The organism is Serratia plymuthica, assembly GCF_018336935.1.
GTDB lineage: Bacteria > Pseudomonadota > Gammaproteobacteria > Enterobacterales > Enterobacteriaceae > Serratia > Serratia plymuthica_B.
The window spans coordinates 2,783,252-2,802,018 of the sequence record NZ_CP068771.1; the positions used below are offsets into that span (position 1 = coordinate 2,783,252).

Here is an 18,767-nt window from a genome sequence, read left to right on the forward strand (position 1 = left end):
GCCGGGAATCCCCCGTTTATGCCACCCGGCGCGCGAAGTCCCGTGGGCGGAAGCCCAAACCCGCCAACACGCCGAAGTAGGCGACCACGCCGGCGGCCACCACCACCGCGAGTCGCAGCAGGCGCTCCAGCATGTTGCCCTGATCCCAGGCCGGCATCAGCCACATCACGCCCACCAACACCACTGACATCACGATTACCGCAATCACCAGTTTGGTGAGGAACGTTGCCCAGCCCGGCTGCGGGTGGAAAATTTTCTGCTTACGCAACTGCCAATATAGCAAAGAGGCGTTAAGGCAAGCCCCCAGCCCAATCGACAGCGAAAGGCCGGCATGCTTTAGGGGGCCGATAAACATCAGATTCATCACCTGCGTCATGACCAGCGTGATAATGGCGATTTTCACCGGCGTTTTGATGTCCTGTCGCGAATAGAAGCCCGGCGCCAATACTTTCACCACGATCAATCCCATCAAGCCTACCGAGTACGCCACCAGCGCACGCTGGGTCATGGCCGCATCAAAGGCATTGAACTTGCCGTACTGGAACAGCGATACGGTCAAGGGCTTGGCCAGGATCCCCAGGGCAATGGCGCTCGGCAGCGCCAGCAGGAAGCACAGGCGCAGTCCCCAATCCATCAGGCGCGAATACTCATCGTGGTTACCGCTGGAAAAGCTCCTGGCCAGCGACGGCAACAGAATGGTACCCAACGCCACGCCCAGCACGCCGGAAGGAAACTCCATCAGACGATCGGCATAGTACATCCAGGATACCGAGCCCGAGACCAGGAACGAGGCGAAAATGGTATTGATAATCAGCGAGATCTGGCTTACCGAAACGCCAAAGATCGCCGGCCCCATTTGGCGCATCACACGCCATACGCCGGCATCGCCCAGCTTGAGGCGCGGCAATACCAGCATACCGATCTTTTTCAGATGCGGAAGCTGGTAGCCCAATTGCAGCACGCCCCCCACAACCACCGCCCAGGCCAACGCCAGCACCGGTGGGTTGAAATAAGGCGCGGCAAACAGCGCAAAGCCGATCATGCTGACGTTCAACAACGTCGGCGCAAAAGCCGGGATCGAAAAACGGTTCCAGGTATTGAGGATCGAACCCACCAGCGAGGCCAGTGAAATCAGCAGAATATAAGGGAAAGTAATGCGCAGCAGCGACGACGTCAGCGCGAACTTGTCCGGCGAATCAACGAAGCCCGGCGCGGTAATGTAGATCACCCAAGGGGCAGCCAGCATCCCCAATACGGTGACCACCGCCAGCACCAGCGTGAGCAAGCCGGAAACGTAGGCGATGAAAGTCCGAGTCGCCTCCTCACCCTGCTGAGTTTTATATTCGGCCAGGATCGGTACAAAGGCCTGAGAAAATGCGCCTTCGGCAAAAATACGGCGCAGCAGGTTGGGCAGTTTGAACGCCACGAAGAAGGCATCCGTCGCCATACCGGCACCGAACACGCGCGCCACTATGGCGTCACGGGCAAAGCCCAGCACCCGTGAAAACATCGTCATAGAGCTCACGGCGGCCAGTGATTTTAGTAGGTTCATGTGGTTGTCTGATGTGTCCCGTAAATGTCGACGCCTGCATCAGCAGGCGTCCGTAAAACTAGCGGATAAGTTTACGCATCCACAGCAGAATAGCTACCGCCATATGTTACATAGAGTTATGGGCACATCCCGCAACAGCGCGTGCGCCACGCGAGGGCATCGCCTTACAAACCGGCATCCTGCAGCAGGCGCTCGATCACCCGTTGCGCGGCGATGGCCTGTTCCCCGGCCGTTTCCGGCACGGTCTGGTTGCTGACAGACGAGATAAAATGCCGGATGGCACCGTCAAAACCGCGCTGCGCCAGGGTGGTTTGCCAACCGGCCACCGGCTGCTCCAGCACGCCCTGCGGATCTTCCCGCAACCATTGCCGCATATCGTTCACCTGATACACGGCGCCCTCGGTCACCGCCTGCACGCTTTCGCGCTGGCTGCCGGCCCGGCGATGCATGCTGGTGGTCACCAGCGTTTCGCCACAGGCAAAGTGGTGTTCGGCATACAGCAATTCACCGGCGTCTGTAACGCGCAGGCTGCCGCTGAGTAACTGCCCCTCACTTCCCCCCAACCACAGCGCGGTATCGACCACGTGCAAATAATCGTCCAACAAGGTAAAACGCAGGCCGTTTGGCCCGACGCTGTCGGCCCGGTGCTTATCCATGCGAATCGACGCCGGCCATTGCATTTCCTGTTTCAACTGGCGGTACACAGGGGCAAAACGGCGGTTAAAACCCACCATCAGCGTTTTGCGCTGCTTCTCAGCCAGGGCGATCAACTGTTCGCCCTGATCCAGGGTCTCCGCCAGCGGTTTATCGACATAAACATGCACGCCATGACGCAGCAGTTCGCTTATCACCTGAAAATGGCTGGCGGTGCTGCTGTGAACAAATACCGCGTCACACTGTTGCGCCAGGCTATCCAGGCTGGAAAAACAGGCCATGCGGTAGCTGTCGCATATCGGCTGCGCTTTTTGCCGGTTAGGGGAAAATCCGCCGACCAGCGTCCAATCCGCTGCCTGAGAGAGGATCGGCAGATAGGCTTTTTGCGCGATGCCGCCCAGCCCCACGACGCCAACGCGTAATTTAGTCATGCTGCCCCCGAGCCAGTAACGCCTGCAACTGCTGTTTCAATTCTGCGACTTCGCTTTCCAGCACGCTGACGCGTTCACTCAATCCAGCGTCATCGCTCGCCACAACCTCCGCCGCCGCCTCATCAATCGGGCCACTGAACAGATGCATAAAGCGGCTTTCGCGCTTGCCCGGCTCCCGCGCCAAACGCACGACAAACGGCCCATCCTCGCGGGCGCTCAACTGCTGCAGCACCAGCTCCACTTCAGAAACATCGCTGAATTCATGCAGGCGGTTGGTACGGGTACGCAATTCCCCGGGGGTTTGCGCGCCGCGCAGCAACAGGGTGGCTATTACCGCCAGTTCGGCGGCAGACAGTTTCAGTTGCCCGAATTCCGAATTGCAAAAACGGTGCTCATACTTGACTACCCGATTACCGAAGCCGCTCAGCGTTCGCAAAAAATGTTTTTTTAACAGCAGGTCGAGAACTTGCTGCACTTCGCTTTCCGTCAGATCCATCACCGGTTCGCGATTGGTTTTCTGGTTGCACGCCAGGGCGATCCCATTCAGGGAGAGAGGATACTGGTCCGGAGTGGTTACCTGTTTTTCCAACAGGCAACCAATCACTCTGGCTTCTTTAGCGCTTAATTCATATTTCATTTTTGGTCTCATCGTGGCGGTAGCCATTCTTTATTGGTGAATGCCGTCAGGACGTGATCCTGCCATTGCCCGTCGATCAGCAGATAATCCTTGGCATAACCTTCGCGTTCAAATCCCAGACGAGTGAGCAGCGCGCCGCTGCGCTGATTGTGCGGCATATAGTTGGCCATAATGCGGTGCATGCGCTGTTGACGCAGCATATAGCGGATCGCAGACTGCAGGGCTTCATACATCAGGCCCTGCCCTTGCCACTTTTCAGCCAACGAATAGCCGAGAAAACAGGCATGAAACGAACCGCGCAGTACGTTGCTGAAATTCGCCACGCCCCGCACTTCATTTTCTTCCGGATCGAGCAGGATAAAATAGTAAGCGCTGCCCTGCTTTTGCATTTCAGTGATCATCCCCAGCCGCGCCTGCCAGCCGGAAGGATAACAATGGCTTTCATCCCGCACCGGCTCCCAAGGCTTCAGGAACGCCCGGTTCTCGGCATAGTATTCCGCCAGACGGTAAGCATCGCGTTCATGAACCAGACGCACGACCTGTCGGTCGGTGATGAGACGTACTTTTGGTGATGCAGAGCGGTAGCCGAACATCATTTCCCCCGCGGTCAGAACGGTTCGATAAGAAGTATTTATTGGGTGCGCGTCCGGATAATAATCCCGTAACGATCATATCCTGAGCCATTATTTTTCAACGACCGGCGCAGAACCGCACTTTCTCTCATTTAATATAACCGTAGCCTGCCCTGGAGGTAAAACCCCGGCAGCTCAGTAAATAAGCGATTAATCATTTTACGGCTATTTTCGTGCCGTTTTGCTGTACGGGTAACGTATTGACGATAAAAAAATATTATCTACCCCACCCCTATCGGCCTTCGGGGATTGGGTACAAACTGAACGGGTCGCACTCCTCTCCCTCTTAATTGCTCGTGGTGAAGCATGTCTCTGGTATCGCAAGCTCGGAGCTTGGGTAAATATTTCCTGTTACTCGATAATCTGTTAGTGGTTTTGGGTTTCTTTGTGGTCTTCCCGCTAATTTCAATCCGCTTTGTCGATCAACTCGGCTGGGCGGCGGTGGTGGTTGGCGTCGCCCTGGGGTTACGGCAGTTGATTCAGCAAGGGCTGGGGATCTTCGGCGGCGCAATAGCCGATCGGTTCGGCGCCAAACCGATGATCGTCACCGGCATGCTGATGCGCGCCGCAGGCTTCGCCACCATGGCGATGGCCGATGAGCCCTGGCTGCTGTGGTTCTCTTGCGCCCTTTCCGCACTCGGCGGCACGCTGTTTGATCCGCCGCGCACCGCGCTGGTGATTAAGCTCACCCGCCCGCATGAACGCGGTCGCTTTTATTCTCTGTTGATGATGCAAGACAGCGCCGGCGCGGTGATTGGCGCCCTGATCGGCAGTTGGCTGCTGCAATATGATTTCCACTTTGTTTGCTGGGTTGGCGCGGCCATTTTCGTGCTGGCGGCAGGCTGGAACGCCTGGTTGCTGCCGGCTTACCGTATTTCCACCGTTCGCGCCCCGATGAAAGAAGGCATGATGCGCGTACTGCGCGACCGCCGTTTCCTGACTTATGTGCTGACGCTGACCGGCTACTACATGCTGTCGGTTCAGGTGATGCTGATGTTGCCTATCGTGGTCAACGAAATCGCCGGCTCGCCGGCAGCGGTGAAATGGATGTATGCCATCGAAGCCGCGCTGTCGCTGTCACTGCTCTACCCACTGGCACGCTGGAGCGAAAAGCGTTTTCGCCTGGAACAGCGGTTGATGGCAGGCCTGCTGCTGATGACCCTCAGCCTGCTGCCCGTCGGCCTGGCGACCAGCCTGCAGGGCGTCTTCATCCTGATCTGCTGTTTCTACCTCGGTTCCATCATTGCCGAACCGGCGCGGGAAACCCTCAGCGCCTCACTGGCGGATCCGCGCGCACGCGGTAGCTATATGGGATTCAGCCGCCTGGGGTTGGCGTTGGGTGGCGCGATCGGTTACACCGGCGGCGGTTGGATGTACGACACCGGCCGGATGATGAACATGCCCGAACTGCCGTGGTTCCTGCTGGGTATCGTGGGTTTTATTACACTGTTGGCTCTGTATTGGCAGTTCAATCCGCGCACTGCCGCGCCGGCGGTTCTGCGCGGCGGCTGAGTTTTTTCTCTAAGTTGCCAGAAAATCAGCCGAATTTCCCAGAACTGCTATCCTGATAGTAAAACGGGAACAGGAGAAGTTGGCAATGACAGATGAAGAAAAATTACCGCAACTACTGGAACACATGGTACTTAACTTGCGCATGATCTACGCGCGCTCAACGTTGGTAGAAAAAGCTCTTGCTCATATCATTGCTGAAAATGCCACTCTGAAGAGTGACATCATCAAGCAGTTGCAGATAGTCAACGCCGCCAACGACCGCGATAAAATCGATTTGGAAGAGGCGCGTACGCACCTGATAGACGTCATCAACTCAGTGCCGGCCAAAAAATAATCTCTGCGATGGCCCGTACGTAATGCACGGGCCACGCCACAATAACGCACCTTCCAACACAACTCTTCGCGACAGCCTCAGTATGCTGTGCTAACTATTGCTGTTCAAACCTGACAACCGGAGCAAGCATGAAACTGTTTATCTACGATCATTGCCCATTCTGCGTTAAAGCCCGCATGATTTTCGGTCTGAAAAATCTGCCCGTCCGACTCGTCACCTTGCTGAACGATGATGAAGCCACGCCCATCAGCATGATTGGCAAGAAAATGGCGCCCATTCTGCAAAAAGACGATGGCAGCTACCTGCCGGAAAGCATGGATATCGTGCGCTACATCGATAACCTCGACGGCCGGCCGCTGCTGACCGGCAAAACCAACCCGGCCATCGCCGACTGGCTGCAACGGGTCGGTACTTACTCCGCAAAACTACTGCTGCCGCGCATTGCCAATGCCGATTTCGAAGAGTTCGCCACTGACAGCGCGCGCCAATACTTTGTCCACAAGAAACAGGCCGCGATCGGTGATTTTGCCGAACACCTGGCCAACAGCGCCGATCTCATTGCCGAGTTGGAGATCGACCTCCAGGCGCTTTCCAGCCTGATTGTCGCCCCCGATGCGGTAAATGGCACCTTGTCGGAAGATGATATTCAACTGTTTCCGCTGCTGCGTTCCCTGTCGATCGTCGCCGGGGTTACGCTGCCGGAAAACGTTGAGGCCTACCGCAACCGTATGGCGCAACGCAGTGATGTTCCGCTGCTGCTCGATATGGAACAGTGAGCTCTCCAGCAATAAGGATATAGCGCGCATATGCTGAAAATGGTGTTGGTTACCGCCCGCGACCGGGCGCGCCTGAAAGAGATTTCCTCGGTGTTAATCCGCTACGGATTACAGGATATCATTCGCCTGCTGGGTTTGGGCTCCCTGCTGAGCGGGGCCGAAAGCGCTGGTGTTCAACCCGACAACCAAACCCTGCCTCAGCGTTTGCGCGCCGCGCTTGAGGCGCTGGGGCCTACCTTTGTCAAATTCGGGCAGATTCTGGCTACCCGTTCGGATCTGCTTGACTCAAGCTGGACCGACGAGCTTGATCGCTTGCACAGTCAGGCGTCTACCCTGCCATGGAGCGAACTGGCAGCGCAAGTCACGACCGATCTGGGCGCCGATCCGCACAGCCTGTTCGCCGAGTTTGACAGCACGCCGCTGGCCGCCGCTTCGATGGCGCAAATTTACCGCGCACGCCTGCACAGCGGCGAAGCGGTGGTGATCAAGGTGCTGCGGCCTGGCCTGGCGAAAACCATTCACGCCGATCTGCGCCTGCTGACTTATCTGGCGGAAACCGTAGAGCAGCAAAGCCCCGCGCTGGCCCGTTACCGCCCGCGCCAGATGGTGCGCGCACTGGCAACCGCGCTCAATCACGAACTGGACTTGACCCACGAAGGCAATAACTGCGAACGTATTGCTGAATGCTTTAGCTCGCAAGCTGAGGTGGCGATCCCGAAAATTTACCGGCAATGGTCGTCAAAACGCCTGCTGGTTCAGGAATTCCTGCCCGGCACCGCGCCGGAGAACCCGCAGCAGTTGGCGGCGGCCGGATTTGACGGCCCGTTACTGGCGCAACGCGGCGCACAGGCTTTTATGAAAATGGTGCTGGAGCATCGTCTTTACCACGCCGATCCCCATCCCGGCAACGTCATGGCGTTAGCGGGTAACCGCGTCGGTTTTATCGATTTCGGCATGGTGGGGCAGCTTTCCGAACGGCGTCGCAACCAACTGTTGCTTCTGTTGCAAGCCATCGCTGAACGCGAATCCGACGGCATCGTCAATACGCTGATTGCCTGGTCGGACAGCGATCCGCTGGATCTGTTGGATCTGGAGCTGGCGGCGCAGAACTTCCTCGATAAGCAGGCTTCCTCCACCCTGACGTTAGGCAAGGCGCTGACCGATCTGCTGGTGATGGCGCGCGAGCACCAACTGGCGATGCCGCCGGACCTGGTGTTGCTGTTCAAGGCGTTGATCACTGCAGACGGCGTGCTGCACCGGCTCGATCCCAACTTTGACATTATCGCCACGTTGAAACCCATGCTGCAGCAGGTGATGTTGCAGCGTTACTCCCCCGACGCGGTGCAGCGGCGCATGCTGGCGTTGGGTGCAGAAGCGCTGGATGCCGGTGAAGAACTCCCGCAAACCCTGCGACTGTTGATGCGCCGTATGAAGCGCGGGCAAATCGGTGCCGACATCAACGTCAAGAATATCGATCAGTTGAGCAAAGCGCTGGAACGGGCCGCCGTCACGCTGGCCATCGCCATTGTCACCGCTGCCTTCGCGCTGGGGCTTGCGCCTTACCTGATGCACGCTTCGCTGCGGCTGTGGGGCATTCCGCTGTTTCCTGCGTTAGGGGGGTTGGCCTGTTTGGGCGGCGTGCTGTTGTTGGCGTTGCGCCTGCGGCGCTGAGCAGTTTCAGCGTTATCCGATAGGTGATGCCTTCTTTCACGCGCACTATCATTCTGCGTGCCACCGTCAGCGATTTCTCTCGCAGGGGGTGACCGTTTATAATGACAAATCAATTATCTGCAGCATTTCGTTGGCAGTAGCTATGAGGCACAAATGAAGAAGATTCTGATGGGCGCGGCCGCCCTGCTGTTCGCCGGCGTATTGGCCGGTTGTAATCAACTCACTCAATACACGCTCAGCGAACAGGAAGTGAATGATTACCTGCAAAAGCACAACGATTATCAGAAGCAAATCGGCGTGCCGGGGCTGTTGGATGCCAATATTGTACTGACTCAGTTAAAAAGCCAGATTGGTCGCAGCGAGCCGGGCAAGGTCACCCTTTCCGGCGATGCCAAGGTGAATATCAGCTCAATCCTCGGCCCGCAGACGGCAGACCTGAAACTGACGCTGAAGGCGCAGCCGGTCTATGATCGTGAGCAAGGCGCGGTATTCCTGAAGGACATGGAGCTGACCGACTATAGCGTGCAGCCGGAAAAAATGCAGACGGTGATGAAAGCGCTGACTCCTTACCTGAATCAGTCGCTGAAATCCTACTTCGATCAAAAACCGGCCTACGTGTTGAATCCGGATAACAGCAAGACCGAAGCGCTGGCGAAGAAACTGGCAAAAGGGCTGGAAGTGAAGCCCGGTGAACTGGTTATTCCATTCACGGACTAAGGCAAACCGCTAAACCAAAAAAACCCGCTGATAAGGCGGGTTTATTATTTTCAGGCAGGTGATAGCCTGAAAGCAGTGGCGTTACTGCGGTTCGCCGTAGGCGATTTCACCCGTGTTGCAGTTGAGGGTAACGTTATAGGTTTTATCCTGTTTGGTGCCCCTTACCGTCAACGGCACTTGCCAGATCGCGTCCTTGCCGGTGATGGCTTCCGGGCTGATCCAGGCTATCGGGGTGGCTGTGCCCAGCAACTTTTTATCCGATGCCCAGCGCGTGATGCGGTTCTGCAGATAATCGCGTTTTACCTGAGCGGCAACCTCTGCCGGTTGCAGGCCGATGCATTGCGCCACCTTGGCCGTGCGTTGCTCCTGTGCCTGTACCGCCGTCGTCAAACCTGCCATGGCCAACAGCGCTACGGCCAAACTCAGTCCCGTTCTTTTCATATGCCCTCCAGTTGTGATTGACACTATCCATGGGTATTTGCCCCCTGGCTCACAACAGGTCTGGCAAAGGATCAGCGTTTTACAAAGCTGATGACAAACAGCTCATCCAACCCCGGATAGATTTCCTTGATCACCTGCTTCAGCTCGCTGAGCGACATATTTTCTTGTTTGGCATGCTGTTCGGTGAGCGTATCCAGGCGAACCGGCGTAACTGACAGCACTTCAATAAAACAGAAAAACACGTCGTCTTCATTACGGCTAACGCGCAATACCTCACCGGGCTGAAAGTGGGATTCGCTGGCGTCCCGGAGAGTAATGGTCTTGAGCCCGGCCAGAATGTCTTGCTCAAAGCGACTGAAGAAAGTTATTCCACGGGTCATTCTAGATCCTTTTTCATCACATTGCCGCAACATAAGTCATTATGCTGCCTGCTTTTCTGACGCAGATCCCTCTTTTGAGGTAGCGACGGATTTTTCCGTTTTCACTTTGGTCGGTTGCTTCGGCGCTTCCGCCGGCGCGGCACCACGCAGAATCTGCCCCAGCACGTCTTTATGCTCCGCCAGGAAGAAGCTCAGCCCTTCACGCTGCTCATCATCCAGGTTCAGAGGCGCCTGCTGCAGCCATTCACCGAGACTGTCCGCCAGATCCAGCATTTTGTCGTAAGCATCGGCTTCTTTCTTGGTTGCGAAAGTCATCTTTTCCTCACCGTTTCTCACCACCACATATTTTACTTCAACGGCCATGTGTGCATTCCTCAAAGGTTAGAATACTGTATTTTTATACAGTATAAGGTGATTTTACGCAGGGATGCAAGCGCACCCCTGACGCGGATTATTTCAACAACCGCACCTTGCAGTTCTTGCCTTTGATTTTGCCCTGCTGAAGCTGTTGCAGCGCCTTGCGAGCGCTGGACTTGCGGATCGCCACATAGGCGTGTACCGGGAACATGTCGATTTTGCCCACTTCAGCGGCCGTCAACCCGGCATCGCCGGTCAAGGCACCGAGAATGTCGCCAGGGCGAATTTTGGCTTTGCGCCCGCCGTCGATGCAAAGAGTGACCATTTCGGCCTCCAGCGTGGTATTGGCAGCGCCGCTCAGTTCAGACACCGGCGCCCAGTTGACCGCCTTGCGCTGGTACTCTTCAACCGCATGCGCACGCTCCATTTCCTGCGGCGTACACAGGCTGATCGCCAGGCCGTTCAGGCCCGCGCGGCCAGTACGACCAATACGGTGTACGTGTACTTCCGGATCAAACGCCAGCTCATAGTTGACTACCAGCTCCAGCTCTTTGATATCCAGCCCGCGCGCGGCAACGTCGGTCGCGACCAGCACCCGGCAACTGCGGTTGGCAAAACGCACCAGCACCTGATCGCGATCGCGCTGTTCCAGATCGCCATGCAGAGCCGATACGCTGATACCACGGGCTTCCAGCGCTTCATAGACGCTCTGGCAATCGCGCTTGGTGTTGCAGAACACCACACAGGACGAAGGCTGATAATGACGAATGGCGGACACCAGCACCGCCGGGCGCTGATCGCGGGTGGTTTCGTAAAAGCGTTGTTCAATGGAGGTGTGATCGTCGCCATCGTCCACTTCTACATTCAACGGCTCACGCTGCACGCGGGCGCTGATGCGCTCGATACCGCTCGGATAGGTCGCCGAGAACAACAGAGTCTGGCGCTGCGGCGGGGTGTAACTGATCACGTCGTCGATGTCGTCGGCAAAGCCCATGTCCAGCATGCGATCGGCTTCGTCCAGCACCAGCACTTTCAATTCATCCAACACCAGCGTTTTCTTGCGCAAATGCTCCTGAATACGCCCCGGCGTACCCACCACGATATGCGGCGCATGCACCAGCGAGTCGAGCTGTGGCCCCATTGGTTGGCCACCGCACAGGGTAAGGATTTTGATGTTCTGGGTGAAACGCGCCAGCCGACGCAACTCTTTGCTTACCTGGTCAGCCAGTTCGCGTGTCGGGCACAAGATCAGCGCCTGTGCCGCCACCTGAGAAACATTGATTTTGTCCAGCAGGCCGATACCGAACGCCGCCGTTTTACCGCTACCGGTTTTTGCTTTGGCACGTACGTCCTGCCCTTTCAGGATGGCGGGCAATGCGGCGGCCTGCACCGGCGTCATTGCGGCGTACCCCAGTTCATTGAGGTTGGCCAACTGTTCGGCTGGCAACGGCAGGGAAGAAAAAGATACTGTGCTCACGGCGATAACTCTTATATGGCAAATGGAATGGCGGCGCGCCCACGGGTTGGCGCCGAATCAGCCGCAGATGATAACAGAGATAGCAGGGTTTACGGATTTCACGCATAAAAAAAGCCGCCGCACAGGCTTTTTGGGCAATAACATCGCCCCCCATCTCGCCCACCTGCATGCGCAAACGTTTTCGTATATACTGCACACCCATTATCAGACCGCGTTAAATCCACAGATCCAGGTACGAGACTATGTTAACTATTGGAACCGCCCTGCGCCCGTCCGCCACCCGCGTCATGCTGCTCGGCTCCGGCGAGTTGGGTAAAGAAGTTGCCATCGAATGCCAGCGTTTAGGACTGGAAGTGATTGCTGTAGATCGCTATGCGGATGCCCCGGCCATGCATGTGGCGCACCGCAGCCACGTCATCAATATGCTGGACGGCAACGCGCTGAAAGCCCTGATTGAACAGGAACGTCCCGATTACATCGTGCCGGAGATCGAAGCCATCGCCACCAGCATGCTGGTTGAGTTGGAGAGACAGGGACACCGCGTGGTGCCCTGTGCCGAAGCGACACGCCTGACCATGAACCGTGAAGGTATCCGCCGTCTGGCCGCTGAAACCCTGAGCCTGCCGACCTCCAGCTACCGCTTTGCCGACGGTGAAGAAGACTTCCGGCAGGCCGTCGCCGAAATCGGCTATCCGTGCATTATCAAGCCGGTCATGAGCTCCTCCGGCAAGGGCCAGAGCCTGATCCGCAGCCCGGAGCAGCTGAAAACCGCCTGGGATTATGCCCAACAGGGCGGCCGCGCCGGCGGTGGGCGAGTGATTGTCGAAGGCCTGGTCAAGTTTGATTTTGAAATTACCCTGCTGACCATCAGTGCGATCGACGGTGTCCATTTCTGTGCGCCAATAGGTCACCGCCAGGAGGACGGCGATTATCGTGAATCGTGGCAACCGCAACGGATGAGCGAGCTGGCATTGAATCGCGCGCAGGAGATTGCGCAAAACGTAGTGCAGGCGTTAGGTGGGTTCGGCCTGTTCGGCGTTGAATTGTTCGTCTGCGGCGACGAGGTGATCTTCAGCGAGGTGTCGCCGCGCCCGCACGATACCGGCATGGTGACGCTGATCTCGCAGGATCTGTCCGAATTCGCCCTGCACGTTCGCGCCTTCCTTGGCCTGCCGATTGGCGCTATTCGTCAATTCGGCCCTTCGGCCTCGGCGGTGATCCTGCCGCAGATGATCAGCAGCGATCTGCGCTTCAGCGGTTTGGAGCACGCATTGAGCGGCCACAATCAGCTGCGTCTGTTCGGCAAACCGGACATTAACGGGCAACGCAGGATGGGCGTGGCGCTGGCAACGGCGGAAAATGTGGAAGAGGCGGTGGCGTTAGCCAAGCAGGCTGCCGCCGCGGTAGTGATTGAGGGATAAAACGTTGGGGCCGGCTTGCCGGCCCCTGCAACATCAATAGTTTTCGTCTTCTTCCGACTCGTCGTCAGCCTGTTCGTCCGGCCTTTCCTGATAGTCGTCTTCGTCTTCATCATCAAACAGAACGCTAACCTGGTCGCCCTGGTGTTTTTCGCGGATTTCCTGCGCGACGCGCGCGATGGCTTCACCACTGCTCATGCCTTGTTCCATCAATAGATGGATACGGTCCGCAGCTTCCTGCTGCTCTTGGTGACTCAATGACGGCATACCTGCAAGCATGTGTTTCTCTCCGGCAAAATGGAGGGGGATTATACGCCTTAAACCGGCGGATCCCAACGCCTGTTATTCGGCAGCGGGCTGCGAGCAATGATCGCCGCCTTGCCACTGCTTCAGCCGATGTAACCACAACGTCACGTGCCAGTACTGCTTGAGACCACGCGCGTTAGCCGCCATCGTTCGATCGATGCCGCGCCGATAAAACTCATCGGTGATTTGGCACTGCGCCGCCAGCTCAGGCTCCCGGCGAATACTGTGGCAAATACCCAACGCCTCGCGGGCAATCTGCCAGTGAAAAGCCGGCCTAATGACCATTTTTCTGGCATAACGCTGGTTAAGCGCCACCAGCATTTCCACTATTTTCATATAGTGCCGCTGGTATTCCACGTTCGCCTTGCCGGTGCGACGGCGGTTGCTGATGGATTGATCGTGCACCCGTTGCCGATACAAGGCTTTGCTGAGGTACTTGACCCGCTGCGCATTAAACATCACCTCGGTGGTCCAGGGAATATCCTGGTGATGCAAACCCGGTTCGAAATACAACTGATGCTGTTTAATAAAATCAAGACGATACACCGCCAACCAAACTACATGAATAAACTTCCTTGTTTTCAACGCACGTTCCAGCCACTGTGCTCCGCTAATAACGCCGGTGTCGCCCAGTCGATTTTGAGGAATTATCGATTGCAATTCATCCCTGTGAGCAAAATAACGCTCCCCATTACACTGCATGACATCTAATTGTTCTTGTTCGGCCAACGTCACTAACGTTGAATACAATTCAGGTGCCAATACATCATCCGCGTCCGGAAACGCCACATATTTCCCCCGAGCGATAGCCAGGCCCGCGTTGCGCGCGCAGGAAACGCCGGAATTAGGCTGATCGAACACGGTAATATGCGGGTACTGCCGCGCATAGCGGTGGGCGGTAGCGCCAGAGCCATCGGTAGAGCCGTCATTGACGATGATCACCTCCAGCCGTTGTTCATCCTGGGCCAGCAGCGACGCCATAAAAGGCTCGAACAGTTCACCCGCGTTATACAACGGGACAATGACACTCAACATTAGGGGCATAGGCAACTCTTCGCAAAAAAGTAACGAATAAATAATTCTTTTTTCTAAAAAAAGGGGGGGGTTAAATAATCAAACAAGCTTCATGAATACGTTTTGCCCTCAAGTGAATTTCTTTAACCTGCATTTCCCGCAAAGAAAAACGAACGCCACGAGGATGCAAGGAATCGAAACTCCGCTTGTGATGCTGCTGACAATAAAACATATCTGCCCTCACCCTTTTTGATGACAACCTGAAATAATAACCAGAAAAAACTAGCTCATCCCTTTGTTGTTCAATCAGTACCCGCAGGCCAAATGCCAAACTGGTTTAACCTCGGCAGAATTTATTATTTTTTAACACATAAGATTCTAGTCAATGGCGCAAAAAATGCTTCATTGCAAAACTGTTTATTCGCCGTTTATGTGAAGTGTGCTTTAGCTTTCTGCGCCAGGGCATGCGCCCGTCGGTCGAATATGGCAGAATAGCCGCCAGAAACAGCCGTTACCGTCAGTCAGGTTTATTGAGGCCCATGAGCGCAATCGCACCGAATCTTAAGTCTTTGCCTTACACCCGTACCGCCCTATTGGAGCACTTCGCCCCCCTTGCTCAGCAGCCGTGGGCGATGTTGCTGCACTCCGGGTTTGCCGAGCACTCGCATAACCGTTTCGATATCCTGGTCGCGGATCCCTGCGCAACGCTCACCACCCGAGGACAAATCACCGAGGTTCGCCGCGGTGAAGATTACCGACAGTCGCAAGAAGATCCGTTCAGCCTGCTGCAAGCAGCGTTGGAACAGCAGCAGTGGCATCCCGCGGCAGATCCCAACTTGCCGTTTCAGGGGGGCGCTCTCGGGCTGTTCGGTTACGATCTGGGGCGCAGAGTGGAAAAGCTGCCGCAATGGGCGCAAGCGGATATCGCGCTGCCGGATATGGCAATCGGCATTTATGACTGGGCGCTGATTGCCGATCATCACCGGCAGACACTGACGTTGCTCAGCTATGACGATACGGAACGGCGCTGGCAATGGCTTAACGCGCAGCGGCCGGTACCGCAGGCCTTTACCTTGACCAGCCGCTGGCAAGCCAATATGACGCGCCAACAGTACGGCGAAAAATTCCAGCGCATTCAGCATTACCTGCGTAGCGGTGATTGCTATCAAATTAATCTGGCGCAGCGCTTTTCAGCAGATTATCAGGGCGACGAATGGCAAGCCTTTCAACAATTGAACGCCAGCAACCGCGCGCCCTTCTCCGCCTTTTTGCGCCTGCCGGACAACGCCGTACTGAGCGTTTCGCCCGAGCGTTTCCTGTGGCTGGAGAACCGACATATTCAGACCCGCCCGATCAAAGGCACCTTGCCGAGGCTGGCCGATGCCGATCAGGATGCGCAACAGGCGCAGCGCCTGGCGAACTCGGCGAAAGACCGCGCGGAGAATCTGATGATTGTCGATCTGCTGCGTAATGATATCGGCCGTGTCGCCGAACCGGGCAGCGTACGCGTCCCCGAATTGTTCGTGGTCGAACCCTTCCCGGCGGTGCATCATTTGGTCAGCACCATCACCGCCACTCTGCCGGAACGCACCGCAGCCACCGATCTGCTGCGCGCTTGCTTTCCGGGCGGCTCCATTACCGGCGCGCCAAAAGTGCGGGCGATGGAAATCATTGAGGAACTTGAGCCGCAGCGGCGCAATGCCTACTGCGGCAGCATAGGTTATATCAGCGCCTGCGGCACCATGGACACCAATATCACCATCCGCACGTTAATCACCGAAAACGGTCGCATTTACTGTTCGGCAGGCGGCGGTATCGTGGCCGACAGCCAGGAACAGGCGGAGTATCAGGAAACTTTCGATAAAGTCGGCCGCATCTTGCCGCAGTTGGGGGAGGTTACCGCGTCTTGAGCCAACCAACCTACCCGGCCTCGCTTGCCGCCTTTATCAGCCGTTTCCAACTGCAGCTGCCGCAGGCGTCGCAGATTTCGCACAATATCCGCCCGGCGGCGGTGCTGATCCCTATTATCTGCCGCCCCGAACCCACGTTGCTGCTCACCCGCCGCGCCGACTCGTTGCGTAAACATGCCGGCCAGGTAGCCTTTCCGGGCGGCAAAACCGATGCTGAAGATGGCTCGGCGATTATCACCGCTCTGCGTGAAGCGCAAGAAGAAGTGGCGATCCCGCCCCAGTCGGTGACCGTGCTGGGCCAACTGGCGCCGCTCGACAGCAGCACCGGGTTTCAGGTTACGCCGGTGGTCGGTCTGATCTCGCCCGATGTGCAATTCAGCGCCAACGAAGACGAAGTGGCCGACGTCTTTGAGATGCCGCTGCATGAAGCGCTGACGCTGTCGCGCTATTACCCGCTGGATATTCACCGCGCTGGCCACTCGCACCGCATTTATCTTTCCTGGTATCAGAGTCAGTTTGTCTGGGGGCTGACCGCCGCCATCATCCGGCGACTGGCGCAACAGGTCAGCATTTAACGCCAGGTACGTGATACAGATCACAAGCTAAACGGTTACCTGCACGACAGGCGCAGGTAAAGCGATCGTCATCACTTCATTCGTCTGCTTTTTCAACTACCTTTCTGGCCGTGAGAGTTTTAAAAAAACTGTAAACCCTCTCTTCAACCTTACGAAATACCTGTAAAATACTGCGGTCCGGGATAAACCACTATCAAAATAGGGGTTAAGCCGGCAGCGTCCAGCAACGGAAGCTGACGCGATTGTCATTAACAGAGTTTGGGCAACGGAAGGTTCCACGGCTGACCGACTGCCTGAGACAATCAATAAGCAAGTTAACACCAAGGATTATTTTATTTCATGCGAAAAAGGCAACCGAACCCGTACGGCCCTTTTACAATATCGCTGTTCCCTGCGCGGTTTTTAACCGATGCAACCATAACAATATGCCTCTAAGGAGTTTTAGCGTGATTAGCGTTTTCGACATGTTTAAGATCGGCATCGGCCCGTCCAGCTCTCATACGGTTGGACCGATGAAAGCCGGCAAACAGTTTGTCGACGATCTGGTAAGTAAAGGCCTGATGCCTTCTATCACGCGTGTGGCTGTAGATGTTTACGGCTCACTCTCATTGACCGGTAAAGGTCACCATACCGATATCGCTATCATCCTCGGCCTGGCGGGCAATATGCCGGATACTGTTGATATCGATAGCATCCCGGGTTTTATTCGCGATGTAGAACAACGTCAACGCCTGATGCTGGCCGGTGGCTTGCATGAGGTTGATTTCCCGCGCGACGGCGGCATGGTTTTCCGCAGCGACAATCTGCCGCTGCACGAAAACGGCATGCAGGTTCATGCCTTCGCCGGTGATAAAGAAGTTTACAGCAAGACCTACTACTCCATCGGCGGTGGTTTTATCGTCGATGAAGAGAACTTCGGCAAAGTCGACGCACATGAGCTGTCCGTCCCTTATCCGTTCAATTTTGCTCGTGAAATGCTAGATCACTGCCGCGAAACCGGGCTGTCCTTGTCGGGTATGGTGATGCAGAATGAGCTGGCGCTGCACAGCAAGCAGGAAATCGAAACCTACTTCGGCAACATCTGGCAGACCATGCGCGCCTGTATCGATCGCGGTTTGAACACCGAGGGCGTGCTGCCTGGGCCGCTGCGTGTGCCGCGTCGCGCTTCCGCGCTGCGCCGCCTGTTGGTTTCCTCCGATAAGCTGTCCAGCGACCCGATGAACGTCATTGACTGGGTCAATATGTTCGCGCTGGCGGTTAACGAAGAAAACGCCGCCGGTGGCCGCGTAGTCACGGCGCCGACCAACGGCGCCTGCGGCATCGTTCCTGCCGTGTTGGCTTACTATGACCACTTTATCGAATCCGTCAGCCCGGACATTTATATCCGTTACTTTATGGCTGCGGGTGCCGTCGGCGCGCTGTACAAGATGAACGCCTCCATCTCAGGCGCCGAAGTGGGCTGCCAGGGGGAAGTGGGCGTCGCCTGTTCTATGGCGGCGGCAGGCCTGGCTGAACTGCTGGGCGGCAGCCCGGAACAGGTTTGCATCGCGGCGGAAATCGGCATGGAACACAATCTGGGTCTGACCTGTGACCCGGTTGCCGGGCAGGTTCAGGTACCTTGCATTGAACGTAATGCGATTGCGTCCGTGAAGGCGATCAACTCGGCGCGCATGGCGCTGCGCCGCACCAGTGAACCACGCGTTTCTCTGGATAAAGTGATCGAGACCATGTACGAAACCGGTAAAGACATGAACGCCAAATACCGCGAAACCTCGCGCGGCGGCCTGGCGATAAAAGTACAGTGTGATTGATCCCAAGCCCCGCCTTCCTGGCGGGGTTTTTCTTTGTTTAACTCATTAATAATAAACAAACAACCTACCGATTTGTGACACCGTCACGAAAAAACGTTTTTACAATATCGCGTCGATCCTCCGGTTAACCTGCAATTTAGCCCTTTGTTTCACCAAATTTAA

General features: G+C 56.3%; 20 protein-coding genes. 9 read left to right on the plus strand and 11 right to left on the minus strand.

Annotated elements, in window-relative coordinates:
- Positions 1-16: 16 nt before the first annotated feature.
- From murJ to rimJ, 4 genes are all read right to left on the minus strand, one after another.
- On the minus strand, positions 17-1,552 hold the full coding sequence (gene murJ / locus JK621_RS12900) for a murein biosynthesis integral membrane protein MurJ (RefSeq protein ID WP_212556331.1): 1,536 nt from the start codon (positions 1,550-1,552) through the stop codon (positions 17-19).
- A gap of 164 nt (positions 1,553-1,716) precedes the next feature.
- Positions 1,717-2,637, minus strand: coding sequence for a Gfo/Idh/MocA family protein (locus JK621_RS12905; RefSeq protein ID WP_212556332.1), 921 nt, complete (start codon positions 2,635-2,637; stop codon positions 1,717-1,719).
- Complete coding sequence (locus JK621_RS12910) at positions 2,630-3,274, minus strand: YceH family protein (RefSeq protein WP_212556333.1); 645 nt, start codon at positions 3,272-3,274, stop codon at positions 2,630-2,632. Before JK621_RS12910 ends, JK621_RS12905 begins: the two co-directional genes overlap by 8 nt.
- A gap of 8 nt (positions 3,275-3,282) precedes the next feature.
- A complete protein-coding gene (rimJ, locus tag JK621_RS12915) occupies positions 3,283-3,867 on the minus strand; it encodes a ribosomal protein S5-alanine N-acetyltransferase (protein WP_126486396.1) in 585 nt (194 codons plus the stop codon).
- Positions 3,868-4,212: 345 nt separating this feature from the next.
- On the opposite strand from rimJ, the gene mdtH reads away from it, so the two are divergent.
- The 5 genes from mdtH to JK621_RS12940 all read left to right on the plus strand — a co-directional run bounded on the left by mdtH (position 4,213) and on the right by JK621_RS12940 (position 8,916).
- Entirely contained in the window at positions 4,213-5,418 is a 1,206-nt protein-coding gene (gene mdtH / locus JK621_RS12920; protein WP_212556334.1) for a multidrug efflux MFS transporter MdtH, read from the plus strand.
- A gap of 85 nt (positions 5,419-5,503) precedes the next feature.
- On the plus strand, positions 5,504-5,752 hold the full coding sequence (locus tag JK621_RS12925) for a hypothetical protein (protein WP_212556335.1): 249 nt from the start codon (positions 5,504-5,506) through the stop codon (positions 5,750-5,752).
- A 128-nt stretch (positions 5,753-5,880) separates the two neighbouring features.
- Complete coding sequence (gene grxB, locus JK621_RS12930) at positions 5,881-6,528, plus strand: glutaredoxin 2 (protein WP_212556336.1); 648 nt, start codon at positions 5,881-5,883, stop codon at positions 6,526-6,528.
- Between the two features lie 30 nt (positions 6,529-6,558).
- Entirely contained in the window at positions 6,559-8,199 is a 1,641-nt protein-coding gene (locus JK621_RS12935; RefSeq protein ID WP_212556337.1) for an ABC1 kinase family protein, read from the plus strand.
- A gap of 153 nt (positions 8,200-8,352) precedes the next feature.
- The gene (locus tag JK621_RS12940) at positions 8,353-8,916 is read left to right on the plus strand and encodes a lipoprotein (protein ID WP_004945593.1); all 564 of its coding nucleotides are present in this window, start codon (positions 8,353-8,355) and stop codon (positions 8,914-8,916) included.
- Positions 8,917-8,997: 81 nt separating this feature from the next.
- Here the strand turns inward: JK621_RS12940 and yebF are convergent, their stop codons facing one another.
- The 4 genes from yebF to dbpA form a co-directional block, all read right to left on the minus strand.
- Positions 8,998-9,357, minus strand: coding sequence for a protein YebF (yebF, locus tag JK621_RS12945; protein WP_212556338.1), 360 nt, complete (start codon positions 9,355-9,357; stop codon positions 8,998-9,000).
- A gap of 71 nt (positions 9,358-9,428) precedes the next feature.
- A complete protein-coding gene (gene yqfB, locus JK621_RS12950) occupies positions 9,429-9,737 on the minus strand; it encodes a N(4)-acetylcytidine aminohydrolase (RefSeq protein WP_212556339.1) in 309 nt (102 codons plus the stop codon).
- 39 nt (positions 9,738-9,776) lie between these two features.
- Positions 9,777-10,100 carry a YebG family protein gene (locus tag JK621_RS12955; protein ID WP_212556340.1) on the minus strand — a complete coding sequence of 108 codons (324 nt, stop codon included), beginning with the start codon at positions 10,098-10,100 and terminating at the stop codon, positions 9,777-9,779.
- A gap of 88 nt (positions 10,101-10,188) precedes the next feature.
- A complete protein-coding gene (dbpA, locus tag JK621_RS12960; RefSeq protein WP_212556341.1) occupies positions 10,189-11,571 on the minus strand; it encodes an ATP-dependent RNA helicase DbpA in 1,383 nt (460 codons plus the stop codon).
- 242 nt (positions 11,572-11,813) lie between these two features.
- Here dbpA and purT point away from each other — a divergent pair, with 242 nt between their 5' ends.
- Entirely contained in the window at positions 11,814-12,992 is a 1,179-nt protein-coding gene (gene purT / locus JK621_RS12965) for a formate-dependent phosphoribosylglycinamide formyltransferase (protein ID WP_212556342.1), read from the plus strand.
- Between the two features lie 33 nt (positions 12,993-13,025).
- Here the strand turns inward: purT and JK621_RS12970 are convergent, their stop codons facing one another.
- From JK621_RS12970 to JK621_RS12980, 3 genes are all read right to left on the minus strand, one after another.
- Positions 13,026-13,268: a YoaH family protein gene (locus JK621_RS12970; RefSeq protein ID WP_212556343.1), complete on the minus strand. Its 243-nt coding sequence runs from the start codon at positions 13,266-13,268 to the stop codon at positions 13,026-13,028.
- A 63-nt stretch (positions 13,269-13,331) separates the two neighbouring features.
- Complete coding sequence (locus JK621_RS12975) at positions 13,332-14,339, minus strand: glycosyltransferase (protein WP_212556344.1); 1,008 nt, start codon at positions 14,337-14,339, stop codon at positions 13,332-13,334.
- 61 nt (positions 14,340-14,400) lie between these two features.
- Positions 14,401-14,640 carry a hypothetical protein gene (locus JK621_RS12980; RefSeq protein ID WP_212556345.1) on the minus strand — a complete coding sequence of 80 codons (240 nt, stop codon included), beginning with the start codon at positions 14,638-14,640 and terminating at the stop codon, positions 14,401-14,403.
- A 208-nt stretch (positions 14,641-14,848) separates the two neighbouring features.
- Between JK621_RS12980 and pabB the strand changes: the two genes are divergently transcribed.
- The 3 genes from pabB to sdaA all read left to right on the plus strand — a co-directional run bounded on the left by pabB (position 14,849) and on the right by sdaA (position 18,605).
- Complete coding sequence (pabB, locus tag JK621_RS12985) at positions 14,849-16,219, plus strand: aminodeoxychorismate synthase component 1 (protein WP_212556346.1); 1,371 nt, start codon at positions 14,849-14,851, stop codon at positions 16,217-16,219.
- Positions 16,216-16,794 carry a CoA pyrophosphatase gene (locus tag JK621_RS12990; RefSeq protein ID WP_212556347.1) on the plus strand — a complete coding sequence of 193 codons (579 nt, stop codon included), beginning with the start codon at positions 16,216-16,218 and terminating at the stop codon, positions 16,792-16,794. The genes pabB and JK621_RS12990 overlap by 4 nt, the downstream gene beginning before the upstream one ends.
- Positions 16,795-17,240: 446 nt before the next feature.
- Positions 17,241-18,605, plus strand: coding sequence for an L-serine ammonia-lyase (gene sdaA, locus JK621_RS12995; protein ID WP_126483265.1), 1,365 nt, complete (start codon positions 17,241-17,243; stop codon positions 18,603-18,605).
- The last annotated feature ends 162 nt before the right edge of the window (positions 18,606-18,767 follow it).